Origin of the sequence: Rhodanobacter sp. ANJX3, from assembly GCF_014200755.1 — a bacterium.
Lineage (GTDB): Bacteria > Pseudomonadota > Gammaproteobacteria > Xanthomonadales > Rhodanobacteraceae > Rhodanobacter.
Map to the genome: position 1 here is coordinate 42,482 of NZ_JACHCM010000006.1, position 16,829 is coordinate 59,310.

Here is a 16,829-nt window from a genome sequence, read left to right on the forward strand (position 1 = left end):
GCGCGACTAAAGCCCATGCAGCACGCTCAAGCCGCCATCCACCTAAGAATCATGCTTGGACTAAGTCAGCAGCGGACTATCGAAGTCGCCTTTCCCGCTTAGGTGCCCAGCCGACGCATAGCGCTTCGCTCGGCGCTTACAAGAAGCACGAGCAACGTCAGCATCGTTACGGAAATAAGCAGGCCGAGGCCGCTCCAGCCGAATCGATCAACTGCAAGTGCACCCAGGGGCGGACCTATTAGTGCTCCCGCGGCACCGAATTGCGTCAACAGTCCATTCGCCGCGGCGATTCGCGGATCGCCAGCGACCGTCGCGCCGCTGAGCACGGGCATACGGGTAAAAAGGATGGTGCGCGATATACCACTCAAAACCACAATGAATGCCGCCAGAAGGCCACTCAATGTTAGGCCTCCGATCCTGTAAACAAACGGAGCCAGTACCGCAGCGAACAACAGAGCCGTGCCGGCGACGAGTAGGATCCGACTGAATGAGGCCTCTTGCCTAACTATCCCCCTCACGGCGATGACGGCCCCTGGAAGGGCCGCGAGGGAGATGCCGCCCGCGATCAAGCTGGCGTTGCTTAGGCTCGCGCCGTACCTCGCGACGAAAAAGCTCGGCAATAGCGCAGTGAGCGCACAAAGGAACAATGTGTAACAGCCGAAGCCCGCCGCCAACAGCCAGACGGCGGGCGGCGGCATAGCAACGCTACGACGGCCGACTTGAAGCTCGTCGAGCCGAATAGCGGCCAAGAGGTTGACCGCTATGATGACTGCCCAAAGGAGAAGCACGAAGCGCAGACTTACAACGGATATTGCCAGCCCGGTGATTCCACTGCCCACTGCGACGCCGACGGGAACGAACGTGCTCCACAGGGCGAGTGCCTTTGATCGTGTCGCCATGTCACTCGCCAAACTCACAATCATCGTTGGCGCAGCGATTACCACAAGCAGATAACCGACAGCTTCCACGGCCCGGGCGATGAACAAGGATTGTGTATCGGACGCAAAAGCCTCCATGCCGGAAGCTGCGGCCAGTAGCGCCAAGCCGGTGAGCAGTGAGCGGCGACTACCAATTCTCGATAGCGCTAAGCCGATAACGAAACCAAACGTCGCGCCGCCCGCTTCCAGTAGCGACACGAGCAAGCCGGCCTTAGGCAGACTCATCCCAAACAGCGTCCGCAACAGGGGAGCGAGTGCCGATAGCTTAGCGAGCTGCGCCGCCGCAAGTACGCCTGTCAGCCAGAGCAGGATAATTTTTCGCCAGGTCTTATCTACCGTTGGTGAACCCAATCGGCGCGATAGCCGCGGCGGGAGTTTGACTATATCGCCTTCAATGCTTCGGCCAAGCGATTCCTCCGACGGGGGCTTGCGCCCCCATTCTTTCGACTCAGACCTATCTGGATTCGGCGGCCGCCTATCCCTCGGTGCATATACGTCATTCGATTTATCGTCGGCGGCCTCGTTCACGGCGATCTGCTCGACATTGTCACCAACACGACCGTTCATTCGTTTTCTCGCCACGCGGCGCGAAGCGCCTATTCGCAACTAAAAGGAGCCCCCTCATCGAAAATTTCTTTTTTTCGCTGAGGTCCATAGGAGGGCACGGCATGATTTTCGGTAGCTTTAGCTCTCTCGAACGCTCTAAATTTCTGGCCGATTCGCTCGTCGATGGCTGATAACCAGACAGCCATTCAAGAATGACGGCAATCTATCGTTTCAACAGTAGACGTGCAAATAAAAAAACACGCACCCGCTCGGGCGCGCCAATGATGCGCGATACCTCATCACCCTATTCGGCTAGTTCTCATGCACAAGCCTTCAAGACAACTCCCTTTCGCATGACTAGCTTTGCCGCTGCTAGAGCAAAAAAAAACGATCCCAAACATTAGGTCGCCTCGCTTGCTCTATGTAGCGGATCTTAGAAAGCATTGGAGCCATGCATGAAGGTGGGATTCATCGGGATTGGCGCAATGGGCGAGCCCATGGCGCTAAATATGGCACGAGCGGGCATTTCGCTCGTGGTGTGGAACCGAACGGCAGGTAAAACCGACGCGCTTGTTGCCGCTGGAGCGCGCGCTGTCGAAAAGGCTGAGCATGTCTTCGAAGCAACTCAAATTGTAGTGCTGATGCTCGCCACCGAAGAAGCGATCGACTCAGTGTTGCAGCGTGGCACTCCCGAGTTTGCGACGCTGGTCAGGGGGCGCACCATTGTGCAGATGGGCACGGTGTCACCGGAATATTCAAGGCTTCTGGAACAAGACATTGATGCAGTCCAGGGACGGTATGTCGAAGCGCCTGTATCAGGCTCTAAAAAGCCAGCGGAGGACGGTCTGTTAATTGCCATGTTGGCTGGCGCCCCCGAGGCAGTTGAGACAATCCAGCCGTTACTTGAACCAGTCTGCCGTCAATGGTTCGACTGCGGATCGGTGCCCAACGCATTATTGATGAAGTTCTCAGTGAACCTTTTTCTGATCACCATGGTCACGGGACTGGTTGAAGCGTTCCATTTCGCTGAACGGCACGCGCTGAACCTTGAGAAATTCGCCGCGATATTGGACGCAGGACCTATGGCAAGCGGCGTTTCCCGGATGAAACTATCGAAGCTTGTTTCTAAGGACTTTGCGCTACAAGCAGGGATAACAGACGTACTGAAAAACAATCAGTTAATCGCCGAGGCTGCGAGGAAATCGCAACTTGCCTCACCGCTTCTGGATGCTTGTCATGCGCTTTACGGCGAGACACAAGCATTAGGCCTGGGTTACTCGGATATGGTGGCTGTTCTTCGAGCAATCGAAGCACGAACCGATACGCCTGGTTAAAGGATGGCCGACGCCCATTTTGCCGGTGTCAGTCCATACGTACTCTTGAACTGTCGCGACATATGGCTCTGGTCGGCGAATCCGGCCTTGATCGATGCATCCACGAGCGACGATCCCCCTCTGATCAAGTCACGCACGTGATCCAGTTGCCGCTGGGTACGAAACCGACTTGGGCTAGTGCCAAAGGCAGCGCGGAACTGACGCGCAATGGTCCATCGGTCTAGGCCAGCCAAGACCTCTAGCTCCTTCATGGAATGAATTTGAGAAGGATAAGCTGCGATAAACTCTCGCACGCGTAGAAGAGCTTTTATGTCCAGTGACCTCACACCAGCTCGAGTGCCCCCGGGCGCAGCGCCAACGAGAAGGTTGGCGACTAGGACACTTAGCTCCGTGCGTGTGATCTCGTCGACTTTGCCATTGATGTCCCAGAGCTCAGAACCTTCTCCATCAAGCAAACCCGTAGGATCAAGCACCGGATTGGGTACAAAAGGTAGCGGTTGTCCACGTAAGGCCTGCTGCACCAGCGATGGATCGATGTACAACATCCTGTAGCCAAACGGTTCGTCCGTGCCCGCGCCCCCATCATGTAACTCGTCTGGATGAAGAATATGGCATTGCCCAGGCAGGCAATGCCATTTTGCACCTCTGAAGCGAAAGGTCTGAACACCTGCGACCGTGATGCCAATGGCGTACGAATCATGGCGGTGAGGAGAAAAGGCATTGCCGTGCAGCATTGCTTCCAAACGCTCAATTCCTTCGCCACTTGCGCCAATTTTGATGCGATCACGAGCGACGTTCATTTTTTCTCAAGCTACGTTTGCAGTTAGTTTATAGAAGCTGCGTCGACCAACGATAGAGTTCATCCCAGTTCTTTTACGTTGCGGTCATGGATGTCGAATCGGAGCGCATGCAACAGAAAGCGCCACGATTCCCCGTTATCGCTGCAACCATCATAAGCAAAGTCGAGCGCGTTTATCTGCTTCTACTTTTCAATATTAGGTGTCCTTGAGCAACGGCCCTTTGGACGTAGACTCACTCGCTTTCGCGAAGGCTAATGCTTCCTCCAAACGGTCGTTTCCCCAATACATAGCTCCGCCCGCCAAGAAAGTTGGCGCACCAAAAATGCCGCGCTCCCTAGCTTCCTCAGTTCGCTCGCGCAGACGCTGCTTGATTGCATCGGAGCGTGCCTCATGCAAAAGCTGCTCCACCGGTTGGTCGAGTTCAGCGAGCGCCTCGCCCACCGCATCCGCCGTATCGATATCGCGGTCTTCAGCAAAGTTCATACTGATGATGCGACGGCAGTAGGAACCTATCCAAGGCTGATCTTCGCCAAGCAGCGCCACGCGCATGGGTAAAAGTGCGCGACGAGGAAACTGAGTGGGATGACGCCATGGCAAGCCGTATTTGCTGCATTGGCGCGGCATGTCCTGCCACACATACTTGCCCTTGGCCTCCTGCAGCGCGAACGGTGAACTGTCCCATCCGAGGGATTTGAAGATTGGCCCAAGCAGGAACGGCCGCCAAGCGACCGATACTCCGAACGTCGCCGCTTCCTGCTCAAGGCGCATCACACTAAGGTAGCTATAGTTGCTACCGAAATCGAACCAGCATTCAATCATGACTCGCTCCGTTACTGTTGATCAGTCCATCAACACGAGGCAACGGGCCTCTATGCTGATGCGCGGCAACGCGTCCGCTGGCGCCTCGGGATGAAGGAAGGCGGCATGCGGCACGAATCGCGAGACGCCACTCAGGCGGGAGTCGTACTGTTTAAATACCAGTGCCTCGTGGCGATCCAGGCCTGAGTAGTGCCACCAGGAGTGGCGCTGCGCGCGCACCGCAAGGTAGATCTCTCCATTGCGCCGCGGATAGCGCACCTCGGCCTCGACCAGATCGCTAGCATCCACGCTGCGTGCGTCGCATATGGCCAATGGTGTATCCAGCACGGGACCACGCAGGGAACGCCAAACATTGATGATGCAATAACGTGGCATCGGGTCCCCCGAAATATCGGCGCCCAGTACCAATGACAGTCGCCGCCGGCCCGACTGCTCCGTGTAATCATTGTGGATACGAGCGTTTGGCGCCGCATGTTGTCCGCGCTGCGAACGGCCGAAAGTAAGCGGCCCTCTATCCGATTCTCGTTGGCGCACGAGGTGGTCGAATACGTAGGCACGCCGCCCTCCCGTCACTCGCGTTGCAAGTGCCTCTAGCTCTGGGTAATAGGCACGCCGGATCTCGTCGGGGTCGTTGTAATTTCGAAGCTCCGTTGGGGCGTCCCATAGCTCGAAACCTTCGCGATGAATCGAGGGCTGCCCAGCCAGCATTCGAGCATCGCCGATGCTGATCTGCGTTTCTTCGTAGCGACCGCTTTCCCAAGGCTCGCCGGGTGGCGGTTCGTAGGAATAGTGCACCGGCTTTTCGTCACCGGGTACGAGGTAACTCAATGTTGCCCGCACCGTCGGCGGCGATGGTGCCAACCACTGCTGTGCGGTGAGCGTGGCCGGAAGCGAATCCGACGCATGCGTGGATGGATCAGGGACCATGGACATAGCGGCTCCAGCGAGCGCCGAGGAGGCGGCGTATGGATACATTGAGCCCCCATCCCCTCCCGGCTTCAACCGCAATTTTCGCTTTCTCACATGCGTTGAGCGCATGTGAGAAAGCACCGGGTTAGCCAGACTCTGCCTCGCCCATTAGCCAAGTCATCACTGAATTCACGCTGTCACGTGGTGCCTCATGGCTTTGCAGCAACCAATACGCATGGTCAGTTCCTTGCGGCGGACGCGGCGTATCCAGCATACGAAGGTGCCGCTCCTTCAACCAATGTTTTAGCAGCGGCATGCGACCCAAGGCGATACCCTGACCGGCCATTGCGGAATGGACAATTTGGTCATACTGATTGAATCGCAATATGGCCTTCGGCCGCACCTGCCAGCCGCGTGCCTTTAGCCAGTGGCGCCACTGCAACCAAGGGCGTTGGGAATCCTCGTATTCCAGCAATACTTGGCCATCCAGGTCGGTAGCGTTACGGAGACGATGCTGCCCGCGCATAGGCCGCGCCACCGGGGCGATCTGCTCTTCGAATAGACGACGTGCGCCGGTTGGCGCGGTGGCGCTGGCACAATATCGAATCGCCAGATCCACGTTTTCCTCGCGAAGATCAAGCAATCGGTTGCTTGCCGCGACACGCAGGTCAATCGCGGGGTGAGTTTGCTGAAAACGCCCCAGTTGGGGCAGCAACCACAACGAAGTGACACCTATGCTTGCGCTCACCGTCACTGGCCGCGCGCTCGGCGCCGGTGCCACAGACGCCACTGCTTCCTGTAGCTGACGCAAAGCCAAGTCGGCACTGCGGAACAGGCGCTCACCCTCCGTGGTGAATGCTAGCGACCGATGACCTCGACGCAGCAGCCGTACGCCCAACCGCTGCTCCAATGCTTGCACCTGGCGACTAACCGCCGACTGGGTGAGACACAACTCCGTTGCGGCCAGAGTAATGCTCATATGCCGTCCTACAGCAACAAAGCCGCGCAACGGCTCCATCAAAGCGTTTAATGGCAACAGGCTACCTGACATACGCTCTCCTCACATTCGAGAGTAAAGCTAATCGAAAGCTCAGTCTTCCTACTTGGAAAGTGAGTTCCTGATTGTAGTCGCCAAGCATCGATCGAACACAGGCTAACGCCTCTCCTTACTACGTCTACCATCCCAACGCTGGTATGAAATATCTTCTGGATGCGCGGCCACGACGTCGACCAATCGAAGCAAACTATCCAATGAACGACTACCCGGTAATTTCCTGTGCACTTGTCTGAGACCGGATTTCGGTGCCCTGCCCCTCCTATATTGGGCGTCACAATACCTTCGTGTGCCATGGAAGAACCCAAGATATCGACATGAGCTATGCCCTACGTATCAAAGGCCGGTAGGACCCACTACCTAGACGCTATTGCCTGTTTTTCCCTCGCTTTTTTGGAAGTGCAGGCATGCGCACGACCACGTCATCTGACTGCAGATATCGTCCACTCTGCGATCGAAGCTCCAGTTTCTGGACAGGAAGACCTGTCTTCCTATCAACTAGAGAAACGTGGGGTTCGCCAGGCTCAAAGAAGAACGCCTCGCCCCATTGCCGAATGGCTACCAATAAGGGAAACAAACCTCTTCCTTTATCAGTAAGTACGTATTCCTGGTGAGAACTACCATCAGACGCAGGTACCAAATCGAGGATACCGTGCGCAACCAAGGCACGGAGCCTGGCTGACAGAATGTTTTTGGCTACGCCAAGGCTCTTATGAAACTCGCCGAATCGGCGAAGTCCGTCAAACGCATCACGAACGATGAGCAACGACCAACCATCGCCGATGGCGTCGAGTGGCCGTGCTACGCCACATAACGAGTCTTGGTGAGAGGTTCTCTTGACCATCGTCTTGAGCGCTAATGCACCCCGCTCCTATTTGGTTTCAATATAAAACCAAAGATTCTGCAATGCAAATCTCCCAGTGCTTTAGCGCCTGATTGAGTCTTGAACCAGCTTCCCAACACCTAGTTTTAAGAGGCAAAGGGATGAACCGGAACTATGGTTGCATAATGAAACTACGAGTGATAACGTCATATTGGTTTCAAAATGAAACCACAATTTTCGAAGGGATTTGTCGTGACCTGCTACCGCAACATCGAAGTCGAAGGCCTCAAAATTTTCTATCGAGAGGCTGGTAAGAAGGACCTGCCGACCCTGCTCTTACTGCACGGGTTTCCGGCATCATCATTCATGTATCGCGAACTAATTGAACGACTCGCTGACCAGTTTCATGTCATCGCTCCGGACTACCCCGGTTTCGGACACAGCGATGCACCATCGCTCGAAGCGTTCTCTTATACGTTCGACCATCTCGCCGACATCGTGGAGAAATTCACTGACCTGCTTGGTATCGATCAATACGGTCTGTATATGCAAGATTTTGGCGGTCCCGTCGGATTTCGTCTTTCGCTTCGACGCCCTGAAAAGGTGATGTTTCTGGTCATCCAGAACGCCAACGCGTATGAAGAAGGGCTACCCGATAGTTTCTGGGCGCCAGTACGGGATCTGTGGCAAGACCCCTCTTCAGCAAATTATGAAAAAATCCGCGCCGCAGGCATGGCTGAACAAGCGCTCGAATGGAACTACACACACGGTGTAAAAAATCCGGAGCAGATCAACCCGGACAACTGGCTATTGCAGCGGGCGCTGCTCGAACGTCCCGGCAATAAAGATGCAATGTTGGCCCTGCTCTATGACTACGGCAGTAACCCCGGACTCTATCCAGCATGGCAAGCTTATTTTCGCAAGCATCAGCCATCGGTCCTGATTGTCTGGGGCAAGAACGATGTCATCTTCCCCGCATCGGGCGCTTACCCGTACCAGCGTGATTTGGATAAGGTCGATTTCAACCTTCTCGATACCGGCCACTTCGCGCTGGAAGATCATTGCGAAGTGATAGCGGCGCATATTAAGCGATTTGCGCAAAGCCTTTAGTGCTTCGAATCGGCCTCTCAGGCCTCATCGCGCCATGGCGTGATCACTATCCGGTTTGCGCGTCGCATTCTTTATCAATCATCAGAATTCATCTCCCATGATCCTACCCAACGACCACTTCAATGGAACTTTCCCGTATACGCCGGCGTTCACCGAGACCGCCGGCTTCAAGATGCACTATGTCGATGAGGGGCCGCGCGACGGCGAAGTGGTTCTCTGCCTACATGGCGAGCCCAGCTGGGGCTATCTTTTCCGCCACTTGATTCAGACACTTCGCGCTACGCATCGCGTTGTCGTTCCCGACCATATGGGCTTCGGTAAGAGTGCGACTCCTCAGGATCGCACCTATTGGTTGCAGGATCACATAGATAACCTGGAACGTTTCATCCTGACCCTCGACCTACGCCGGATTACTCTGGTGATGCATGATTTCGGCGGGCCGGTCGGCATGGGCCTGGCCGCACGGCACCCTGATCGCGTTGCCCGATTGATCTCGACCAATGGCCCCACTCCTTTCGGTCAGGTTGATCTTTTCGACCGCCTGGGCGCCAACGCGATCGTTTCACCCTGGTTCCAATGGATCGCAAAAGCAGGTGCCGATGGAAGTCTCGAATCCGTATTGGGTCAACTCGGGTTCAACATGCTGAGCACACTCAAGCTAAATGGCTTCGAACGTCATCACGTAATTTCCGACACCTGGCTCGCCGCTTACAGCGCGCATTTCGTGAAAGTTGCCGACTGCCTCGGCGCGATCGGCTGGGCCAAGGGTTTCGTCACTGGCGATCACCGCTTTGAGATACCTGGAACAGAGGCCGAGCGCATCATTCGCGGCAGGCCCGCGTTAGCCATATGGGGTGCGGCGGATCGCACGCTGCATGCTGATCACTTTCTACCATTATTCAGCGGCCTCTTTCCGGATGCGCCGACTCACCGGCTGACCGGCGTCGGACACTACTGCCTTGAAGATGCACCTAACGACATTGCCAAGCTTGTTGTTCCATTCATTCAACAGACTCGGACTTCAATCGCATAAGCCGGCCGCTTCGTCCGCCGCCCCGGTTGGTTAGTACGCTCACGCACATCGGGGCGAGGAGAACCGGCATCATCAGTTGGCCGACCTTGACCATCAAGTTAAGTCTTCAACAGACTGAAGTTTCATACATCAGTTTTCATGATTCGCTGCGTACAACTTCGTAAGCAGGTGCACGAGCAACTGTACGTCGTGGTCGGTAGTTCGCCAGGAGGACACACTTATTCGAAGCGCGGGCCTTCCCTGCCAGATCGTGCCGCCGAACCATACCTCGCCGGACGCCTGCACCGCGCTGCGTATCGCTTGCGTCTGTGCATCCGTAGCACAACGAAAAACTATTTGGTTCAGAACAATCCGGTTGAGCACTTCATACCCGGCGTGGACGAGGCCAGCGCCGATCCGCGTCGCTTGATCGCTGTGGCGCTCGACCAGTTCCGCAACGCCGCGGCGACCCAAAGTGCGTAGTGCCGCCCATACCGGAATGCCACGTGGACGCCGCGAGAACTCGAGGGTAAGGTTCTTCTGTGCATCTGCGCTGGCGCTCGAATAAACCGCGTCGCTGTTCATCGCACCAGCCAGCGCTTGGGCCTCGCGGCAGATCGCCATTGCGCAGTCGTAGGGCGTATTCAGCCATTTGTGTGCGTCGGTAGTCCAGCTATCGGCCAACTCGACTCCTTCGGTCAACGGCGCTAGCGACGAGGCGCGCGCCCACAGGCCGAAAGCACCATCTACGTGCACCCACGCACCAGCATCCTTGGCACGAGGCATAATTTGAGCGAACGGGTCGAACTCCCCCGTATTCACCTCGCCAGCCTGCAAGCAAAGTATCGTGCTGTCATCGAGCACGGGCAGTCGCTCAGCATCTATTCGCCCGTAAGCATCGACAGGAGCGTAGATGATCCGATCAAGGCCAAAACCTAATATCCGCAAGGCTTTTTTTACGGTGATATGCACTAACTCTGACACAACGACTTTTATGTCCGGACTACCAATCAACCCTAGGCGGTCGAAGTCCCAGCCTTGCCGCGCCAGCAACGAGCGCCGAGCCGCAGTTAGGGCCGCGAGTGTGCAGGCCGTTGCGCTGGTCCCGAATCCCACAGCGCTTTCACGTGGAAGGTCGAGTGCGTCAAGTACCCAGCGGCTAGCGATCCGCTCAATTGTCGCCGATACGGGCGAATTGTCGAAGGTGGACGCGCACTGATCCCACGCCAGCATGATCCGTTCCGCCGCCGCTGCTACTGGCAATGCTGCACCGATCACAAACCCGAAATATCGCGGGCCGTTGGAAGCAGTTGTCGCGGGTGATCCGATGTCATCCAACATCGCCAGCGTGTCTTCCGGCGGCAGGCCCTGTGTGGGTAACGATCCATCGAACGCGCTCAATGCTGCGATTGCTTCATTGGAGGGGAAAACTCGCCGTGTAGTGTTTCCCTCTAGGTAACGTAAGCCACGCGAATCGGCATTGGCCATCAAATCCAATTCGTCCATTCATGCCTCCGAATTCAAGTTGCCGGTCTTGAGGACCACATCCGGCATATCTCGCCGGGTAATAGCCCAAAACACCAGCGACAGCAGGCTAACGGATGCTCCTAATATGCACACGCCACGCCAACCGGCATGAGCATAAACGGCGGTCGTGCTCATCGCTCCCAAACCGCTTCCCACTGCGTAAAACAGCATGTAGAGGCTAAGCAGACGGCTGTGCGTTTCAGGGTGAGCGAGAAAGATGAGGCTTTGATTCGTCACGTGCAGCGCTTGGCCACCGAGGTCAAGCAGCACGATACCAACCACTAGTGGCCACAGCGACAGACCAAGCTGCGACAGCGGCCACCACGCCAGGAGTAACACCATCAAAGCGGCAAACGTGGTGCGCTCGCCGAATCCCCGGTCAGCCCACTTCCCTGCTCGCGCAGCAGCTAGAGCACCCGCGACGCCGGCCAGTCCGAATGCGCCGATGACGGTATGTGAAAAAGCGAATGGCGGCTTGCTTAACGGTAGAACTAGAGCGCTCCAGAAGATGTTCACTGTAGCGAACATCAGCAAAGCGAGCACACCGCGAATTTGCAGCACGTGATTCTGTCGCAATATCTCAAGCATCGAAGCAATGAGGCGCGGATAGCTCATTACGTTTGGTGCGACAGCCAACCTCGGCAGTCTTCGCCAAAGTGGCACCGCCAGCGCCAGCATCATCACAGCCGAACAAGCATAGACACCGCGCCAACCGGCTAGATCACTCACTGCGCCTGCGAATACGCGTGCGAGCAGAAGACCTATGAACACGCCGCTCTGTGCCGCACCGACTACCCGACCTCGTTCATGAGGTGCGGCTGCGCGCGCCGCGTATGCGATAAGTCCTTGGGTCATAGACGTTCCCAATAAGCCGACCGCCAACATGCCAGTCAATAACACCGAGGTGGATCGCGCCAAACTTACGATGGCCAACGCAGCTACTAGTGAGGCTAGCTGAATAGCCATGAGGCGGCGACGTTCCACCCGGTCTCCTAGCGGTACCAGTAGTAAAAGTGCCATAGCACAACCAATCTGCGTCGCCGTCACCACCCCGCCCACAGCCGAATAGCCGATAGAAAAGTCCCGTGCGAACTCATCTAGTAGCGGCTGTGCGTAATAAACATTGGCAACGCTCAAGCCACCACCAGTAGCAAACAACAACACCATTCCGCGAGGCATATCGTCTTGCGGCGTCTCCACGTGGCCGTCGCTAGGCGATTTAGCTGGAACAGAAAAAATCTCCATAACGATCAATCCAGTTTCAAAAAAAGACCGATTGAATCGTAGGAAAACCAGTCCTAAAATGCAACTACTTGATGCCATAAAAAATGACGACAGGAAAATTTGATGCCACGCCACACGTCAATAAATGAGGAAACATGCCCCATCGCTCGCTCCTTGGATGTGATTGGCGATCGGTGGTCATTGCTAATCTTGCGCGACGTTTTCGATGGCATACATCGATTCAGTGATATCCAGCGCAATTTGGGTGTGGCCCGCAGCATTCTGTCCCGTCGGCTAAGCGACCTGGTCGAACACGACATCCTGGCTACGCAAGCAGCATCGGATGGCACGACCTACCAGGAATACGTACTTACGGCGAAAGGGGAAAGCTTTTTTCCCGTTATGGTGGGCCTGCAACAATGGGGAGAGCGCCACTTGTTTGCACGCGGCGAGCGGCCGTCGCGGTTGATCGATAAAGCAACTGGCAAACCATTACCTTTCATGTCTCCGCAGGGCGATGACGGCCGTGAGCTTTCGCTCAAAGATACAGAGGTAAGGAAACCAAGAACGCTAAATGGCTGACGCCGGAAGTGAAAATATGGACATGCAATGGTTCATTTTCAGGAGGTCATTTCCGCATCAGCAACAATATTTCAGATGACATGTAATTGAATTTCCGTGCGTCATTGAAGACGAGTCGACCACGCTCAACACGAGTCTTACCAGCATCCCCATCAATTCGGCAATTTTTCTCAGTCCAGTCATGTTAGTTCCTTGAGGCTGTTAGGTTTCAGCTGATTGGTGGTCGGCGTTCTTCAACCCGTCAGATCGAGCCCCGTTGGAGCCGAATGTGACGAAACTTATTAAGGCAAGGCCCCAGACACTCAGGGCTCCGTAGAGCATAACTACACTAAATCCTTGCCCGAGAGCTCCGTGGACAATGGCTTCCGTTGCCCCCATTGAGGACAATTGCTTGAACAAAACGTGCGTGGATGTGCTGTTACCTGCAGCGATGAGTTCGGAAAAAGATCGCAGTTGTGCAGCGTCAAAAGCGGCAGGTAGAACGCCCTTCAAATAAGACTGAATGCCCTTTTGCAGGAGAAACCCCATCACTGCGATATTGATTGCAAGACTTATCAAGCGGGCACTTATATCAATGCTTGAAGCCATTCCCGCCCGCGCACTATCCACTGAACCTGTGGTCGTATTAGTAACTGGTGTATTAGTTAAACCCAGCCCGATACCTGCCAGTAGGGCGCCTGGCAGCATGGACAGCCAGCTCGCGTTTTCACTCGCCGCCCCGAATTTCATCAGTAGGAAGCCCAATCCGATGGTAAACATTCCCGATGGAATGATGATTCGCGGCTGATAGCGAAGCGAAAGCCGCTCCGCCAAAGGCGGAATTACCAGTGTCGGCAAGGTATAGGCTAAGAGAGAGAGTCCCGCCGAAACGACATCATAGCCAAGACAACTTTGAAAATAGATCGGCAGATAAATCATGAATGGCCAAAAACTAAGATTCATGCCGACAGAGCCACAAAGAGCTCCAGAAAACCTGCGCACCTTAAAGACTGAGAAATCCAGCATCGGACGTGGGTTGATTTTTTCTGCAAATAGAAATGCGAAGAAACCCATTACGGCAACGCCCATGATCCCAAGAGCCGTAGGACTAGCGAAGCCAAGATCCGGTCCCTGAGTGATGAAATAGGCGACGCAAAACACCGAAACGGACAACGTCGCAATGCCGGCAATGTCTAATCTTTCTGCAACCGGATCTTTCGATTCACGCACCCCACGAATGGCGAGAAACAACGTTGCGACCGCAATCAAAACATGGATGAAAAAGACCCACTTCCAATTGAAGAGCGCGACGATGGCACCGCCGATGATGGGCCCAAAACCAAGCCCTGCGCCAAAAGCGATTCCCCACCAGCCGAAAGCTTTACCACGTTCCCGCTCGTCCTGGAACTGATGCGAGAGAACAGCAACGTGGCAGATCAGCATTGCACCCCCACTCATGCCTTGGAGAAAGCGGGCAAGAATTAGGACGGAAGCATCCCGTGTCAGCCCACAGATGAGCGATGTAATGCCGAACGCCATGATGCTGATCATCGATATTCGCTTGCGACCATAGCGATCCGCTAGTGCCCCGATTCCCATCAGGACCGTGGTGCAGCCGATCGTGTAGGCGTTCATGATCCACTGGAGTTGCTTGAAATCTGCATGCATTACACGTTGTAGCGTCGGCAATATTACCGGCACGCTAGAAATCTCCAGACCCACCATTAATGAAGCAAAACAAACAGCAGCCAGTGCGAGTACGTTTCTATCAGCGTGGAAAGAGGTCATTGATTTTAGTCTTTGGTTTAAACATGGCTCGACAGTCGCTCGCGACGAATGAAATCGTTGCGTGCGCCTGGCAAATAGAGGCCGCCCGTACGTCATAGCTCTATGAGAGGTCGCTCGACTGGGCCGCTCCTTCGGTCAGCCAAAGCACGACTGACGCCGAAGGTAAATTGCTAATGCGTGCCGCTCTCAAGAGAGGATTTAGCAACGAGTGTAAAGGCCGCTCAGTCATGATATAAATGATTTAATTTCTTATATTCATTAAATTTGGACATGATTTTGATGGATTTCGATTTCACACTCTTACGTACGTTCGTAGTTGTCTCAGAGGCCGAGGGTTTCACGCGGGCGGCGGAGCAACTACACGTGACACAGTCTGCCGTCAGCCACCAGATCAGAAGACTCGAGGAACAGGTGGGCCGGCCGCTAATGCACCGTACGACACGCCGAATCACTTTGACTGAGGACGGTGAGGATTTCTTACGTCACTCAAGGGAAGTTCTAAGTCTTCTCGACAGGATGGTGCGACGCTTCCAGCCTTCGCCGGTTTCGGGTGTGGTTAGGTTCGGGTTGCCAGAGAACTTCATGGGTGAGCGGCTACCTTTGCTGCTATGTCAATTTGCTCGGGCATTTCCCGAAGTACGGCTTGATGTAAAGGTCAGCACCTATCCCGACTTGCGCTCAATGCTTGACGCCGGGGAGCTCGATCTTGCAGTAGTGTTATCGACTCCGCATAGCGTTGGCGATGACGCCGTCCTGCGACGCACCCGATTCGTCTGGGCGGCGTCTGAAACATTTGGCATTCGCGATGGCTCATCGATACCACTAGCCCTATCCCCCGCACCGTGCGTCTCCCGAAAAATCGGAGTCGATGCGTTGGAAAAAACCTCCATTGCGACGCATATCGTCTTCACCTCACCGAATCATGAAGGTCTCCGAGCGGCCGTACAGGCAGGACTCGCCGTCACAGTACTGCTGCACGATGAGCTAGAGCCGGGAATGAAAGTGGTAGACGGTCAATTTGGTTTGCCGACGCTCGCGAAGGCCGAATTTACGCTCATCTGGAGCCATGGCGCCAAGAGTCTCGCCGCCCGCGAATTTGGCAAGCTGGTCATGAACATGCCAGCACCAATGGCGAAGCTTGCGCGACGACGGCCACGGTTCACCACCGTATAGATTTGGCCCTCAGAATCGAAGGATATCGGGAAACCCCTTGTAGCCCACCGAATTGTTGCCCGCGCGGCCTCAATGGCAACGCGGCTTACGCACCGTGGGCAGTACGAAAAACAATGCCGCTTGCAATGCGAGGTATCCTTTGTTCGTCGCGGCAGATCATGCCTTGGATTTCCGGCATTTGCTTCTATATTCTTCGCAGATGAAAGAAGCAGTCTCGGGTGCTTGGCACACATGCAACTGCGTCAGGCGCTGCTTCACGGCGCTAAGCCCCGAGCTTCGTCAAGAATCCATTTCGCAAATGCTTGTAGCGGCGCTTCACTCAATTCGATCGGATCAGAGAGAACGAGGCAAAATTTCTTGGTGATCGCCTTCCCATCCGGCCAAGGCGCTATCAAACGACCTTGTTCGAGCTCCGCCCCGATGTAAAGACGCGGCACCAATGCAACACCCAAGCCGGCTAGCGCCGCTTCGATCAGCATGGAATGGAGATCGTAACGCGCGCCAACCGCCGAGTTGCTCAGCACGATACCGGCCTCTTGGGCATAAAGCTGCCACGCGTTCGGATTTTGTAGCCTATGCAAGCGTGGCAACTCATCCAGCGATATGTTTGCACCAGCGTCCGCGAAGAGCGCAGGACTACAGACCGGCACAAGTACCTCCTCCAACAGGCGATGTTGATGCATGCCCGCCCATGCTGGATGCTCAAAATGGATTGCTGCGTCGAAACCGCTACCGGGAAGAATGAAGGGATCCATACGTTCGGCGATATGGACGGTAACGTTTGGATGCTTGATTTGAAATCGCTTTAGTCGAGGGATAAGCCAGCGGGTGGCAAAGGTCGGAAGCGCGGCGATCTCAATACTCGCACCTTCGACGGGCTGTCCCATCAGATACAGGCTGTCCCGTTCCAGCCGATTCAGAATCTCGCGGACCTGCGCCGAGTATCTTGTGCCGTTGGGCGCAAGTCGTACCCGGTTTCCAACACGCTCGAACAGGGCGACGCCCAAAAACGCTTCTAATCGACCGATTTGACGACTAACTGCGCCTTCGGTCAGCGCCAATTCGTCGGCCGCGCGGGCGAAGCTGCCGTGTCGAGCCGCGGCTTCAAAAGCCAGGAGCGCGGAATTACTTGGAATCTTACGTCGCATTGGACTGTCGTCGCATCCGTACGTATTTCTACACCAGCTTGAGCAAATATCACTGAAGGCTGA

General features: G+C 55.3%; 15 protein-coding genes. 5 read left to right on the top strand and 10 right to left on the bottom strand.

What is annotated here, in order from left to right; all coding sequences use genetic code 11:
* Positions 1-98: 98 nt before the first annotated feature.
* Positions 99-1,505 (bottom strand): MFS transporter, encoded by a 1,407-nt coding sequence (locus HDE76_RS16065; protein ID WP_184509048.1) that lies wholly within the window; start codon positions 1,503-1,505, stop codon positions 99-101.
* Positions 1,506-1,939: 434 nt separating this feature from the next.
* On the opposite strand from HDE76_RS16065, the gene HDE76_RS16070 reads away from it, so the two are divergent.
* Positions 1,940-2,818: an NAD(P)-dependent oxidoreductase gene (locus tag HDE76_RS16070; RefSeq protein ID WP_179478619.1), complete on the top strand. Its 879-nt coding sequence runs from the start codon at positions 1,940-1,942 to the stop codon at positions 2,816-2,818.
* On the opposite strand, the gene HDE76_RS16075 is transcribed toward HDE76_RS16070, so the two are convergent.
* The 5 genes from HDE76_RS16075 to HDE76_RS16095 all read right to left on the bottom strand — a co-directional run bounded on the left by HDE76_RS16075 (position 2,815) and on the right by HDE76_RS16095 (position 7,244).
* A complete protein-coding gene (locus tag HDE76_RS16075) occupies positions 2,815-3,618 on the bottom strand; it encodes an AraC family transcriptional regulator (protein ID WP_179478621.1) in 804 nt (267 codons plus the stop codon). The two genes, HDE76_RS16070 and HDE76_RS16075, sit on opposite strands and share 4 nt — an antisense overlap.
* A gap of 195 nt (positions 3,619-3,813) precedes the next feature.
* Positions 3,814-4,437 (bottom strand): 2-hydroxychromene-2-carboxylate isomerase, encoded by a 624-nt coding sequence (locus HDE76_RS16080; protein ID WP_179478623.1) that lies wholly within the window; start codon positions 4,435-4,437, stop codon positions 3,814-3,816.
* Positions 4,438-4,458: 21 nt separating this feature from the next.
* Positions 4,459-5,370 (bottom strand): CmcJ/NvfI family oxidoreductase, encoded by a 912-nt coding sequence (locus HDE76_RS16085; RefSeq protein WP_255481640.1) that lies wholly within the window; start codon positions 5,368-5,370, stop codon positions 4,459-4,461.
* 121 nt (positions 5,371-5,491) lie between these two features.
* Positions 5,492-6,397, bottom strand: a complete 906-nt coding sequence (locus tag HDE76_RS16090; RefSeq protein ID WP_184509050.1) for a LysR substrate-binding domain-containing protein — start codon at positions 6,395-6,397, stop codon at positions 5,492-5,494.
* A 370-nt stretch (positions 6,398-6,767) separates the two neighbouring features.
* The gene (locus HDE76_RS16095) at positions 6,768-7,244 is read right to left on the bottom strand and encodes a helix-turn-helix domain-containing protein (RefSeq protein ID WP_179478627.1); all 477 of its coding nucleotides are present in this window, start codon (positions 7,242-7,244) and stop codon (positions 6,768-6,770) included.
* A gap of 201 nt (positions 7,245-7,445) precedes the next feature.
* Here HDE76_RS16095 and HDE76_RS16100 point away from each other — a divergent pair, with 201 nt between their 5' ends.
* On the top strand, positions 7,446-8,333 hold the full coding sequence (locus tag HDE76_RS16100; protein ID WP_221262454.1) for an alpha/beta hydrolase: 888 nt from the start codon (positions 7,446-7,448) through the stop codon (positions 8,331-8,333).
* Between the two features lie 97 nt (positions 8,334-8,430).
* Positions 8,431-9,366: an alpha/beta fold hydrolase gene (locus HDE76_RS16105; RefSeq protein WP_184509053.1), complete on the top strand. Its 936-nt coding sequence runs from the start codon at positions 8,431-8,433 to the stop codon at positions 9,364-9,366.
* A 129-nt stretch (positions 9,367-9,495) separates the two neighbouring features.
* On the opposite strand, the gene HDE76_RS16110 is transcribed toward HDE76_RS16105, so the two are convergent.
* Positions 9,496-10,851, bottom strand: a complete 1,356-nt coding sequence (locus HDE76_RS16110) for a pyridoxal-dependent decarboxylase (protein ID WP_184509055.1) — start codon at positions 10,849-10,851, stop codon at positions 9,496-9,498.
* A complete protein-coding gene (locus HDE76_RS16115; protein ID WP_255457730.1) occupies positions 10,852-12,117 on the bottom strand; it encodes an MFS transporter in 1,266 nt (421 codons plus the stop codon).
* 102 nt (positions 12,118-12,219) lie between these two features.
* On the opposite strand from HDE76_RS16115, the gene HDE76_RS16120 reads away from it, so the two are divergent.
* Positions 12,220-12,678: a helix-turn-helix domain-containing protein gene (locus HDE76_RS16120; RefSeq protein WP_179478633.1), complete on the top strand. Its 459-nt coding sequence runs from the start codon at positions 12,220-12,222 to the stop codon at positions 12,676-12,678.
* Between the two features lie 201 nt (positions 12,679-12,879).
* Here HDE76_RS16120 and HDE76_RS16125 read toward each other — a convergent pair whose 3' ends face one another.
* The gene (locus tag HDE76_RS16125) at positions 12,880-14,445 is read right to left on the bottom strand and encodes an MFS transporter (RefSeq protein ID WP_184509057.1); all 1,566 of its coding nucleotides are present in this window, start codon (positions 14,443-14,445) and stop codon (positions 12,880-12,882) included.
* 279 nt (positions 14,446-14,724) lie between these two features.
* Between HDE76_RS16125 and HDE76_RS16130 the strand changes: the two genes are divergently transcribed.
* The gene (locus HDE76_RS16130; RefSeq protein WP_184509059.1) at positions 14,725-15,618 is read left to right on the top strand and encodes a LysR family transcriptional regulator; all 894 of its coding nucleotides are present in this window, start codon (positions 14,725-14,727) and stop codon (positions 15,616-15,618) included.
* Positions 15,619-15,872: 254 nt separating this feature from the next.
* Here the strand turns inward: HDE76_RS16130 and HDE76_RS16135 are convergent, their stop codons facing one another.
* Positions 15,873-16,766, bottom strand: a complete 894-nt coding sequence (locus HDE76_RS16135; protein WP_184509061.1) for a LysR substrate-binding domain-containing protein — start codon at positions 16,764-16,766, stop codon at positions 15,873-15,875.
* Positions 16,767-16,829: the final 63 nt, after the last annotated feature.

Excerpts from the sequence above, each read along its gene's own strand:
- HDE76_RS16130 (WP_184509059.1), top strand. The coding sequence starts at position 14,725 with ATGGATTTCGATTTCACACTCTTACGTACGTTCGTAGTTGTCTCAGAG.
- HDE76_RS16115 (WP_255457730.1), bottom strand. The coding sequence starts at position 12,117 with ATGGAGATTTTTTCTGTTCCAGCTAAATCGCCTAGCGACGGCCACGTG.
- HDE76_RS16135 (WP_184509061.1), bottom strand. The coding sequence starts at position 16,766 with ATGCGACGTAAGATTCCAAGTAATTCCGCGCTCCTGGCTTTTGAAGCC.
- HDE76_RS16075 (WP_179478621.1), bottom strand. The coding sequence starts at position 3,618 with ATGAACGTCGCTCGTGATCGCATCAAAATTGGCGCAAGTGGCGAAGGA.
- HDE76_RS16085 (WP_255481640.1), bottom strand. The coding sequence starts at position 5,370 with ATGTCCATGGTCCCTGATCCATCCACGCATGCGTCGGATTCGCTTCCG.
- HDE76_RS16110 (WP_184509055.1), bottom strand. The coding sequence starts at position 10,851 with ATGGACGAATTGGATTTGATGGCCAATGCCGATTCGCGTGGCTTACGT.
- HDE76_RS16095 (WP_179478627.1), bottom strand. The coding sequence starts at position 7,244 with ATGGTCAAGAGAACCTCTCACCAAGACTCGTTATGTGGCGTAGCACGG.
- HDE76_RS16065 (WP_184509048.1), bottom strand. The coding sequence starts at position 1,505 with ATGAACGGTCGTGTTGGTGACAATGTCGAGCAGATCGCCGTGAACGAG.
- HDE76_RS16080 (WP_179478623.1), bottom strand. The coding sequence starts at position 4,437 with ATGATTGAATGCTGGTTCGATTTCGGTAGCAACTATAGCTACCTTAGT.
- HDE76_RS16120 (WP_179478633.1), top strand. The coding sequence starts at position 12,220 with ATGCCACGCCACACGTCAATAAATGAGGAAACATGCCCCATCGCTCGC.
- HDE76_RS16100 (WP_221262454.1), top strand. The coding sequence starts at position 7,446 with ATGAAACCACAATTTTCGAAGGGATTTGTCGTGACCTGCTACCGCAAC.
- HDE76_RS16090 (WP_184509050.1), bottom strand. The coding sequence starts at position 6,397 with ATGTCAGGTAGCCTGTTGCCATTAAACGCTTTGATGGAGCCGTTGCGC.
- HDE76_RS16125 (WP_184509057.1), bottom strand. The coding sequence starts at position 14,445 with ATGACCTCTTTCCACGCTGATAGAAACGTACTCGCACTGGCTGCTGTT.
- HDE76_RS16070 (WP_179478619.1), top strand. The coding sequence starts at position 1,940 with ATGAAGGTGGGATTCATCGGGATTGGCGCAATGGGCGAGCCCATGGCG.
- HDE76_RS16105 (WP_184509053.1), top strand. The coding sequence starts at position 8,431 with ATGATCCTACCCAACGACCACTTCAATGGAACTTTCCCGTATACGCCG.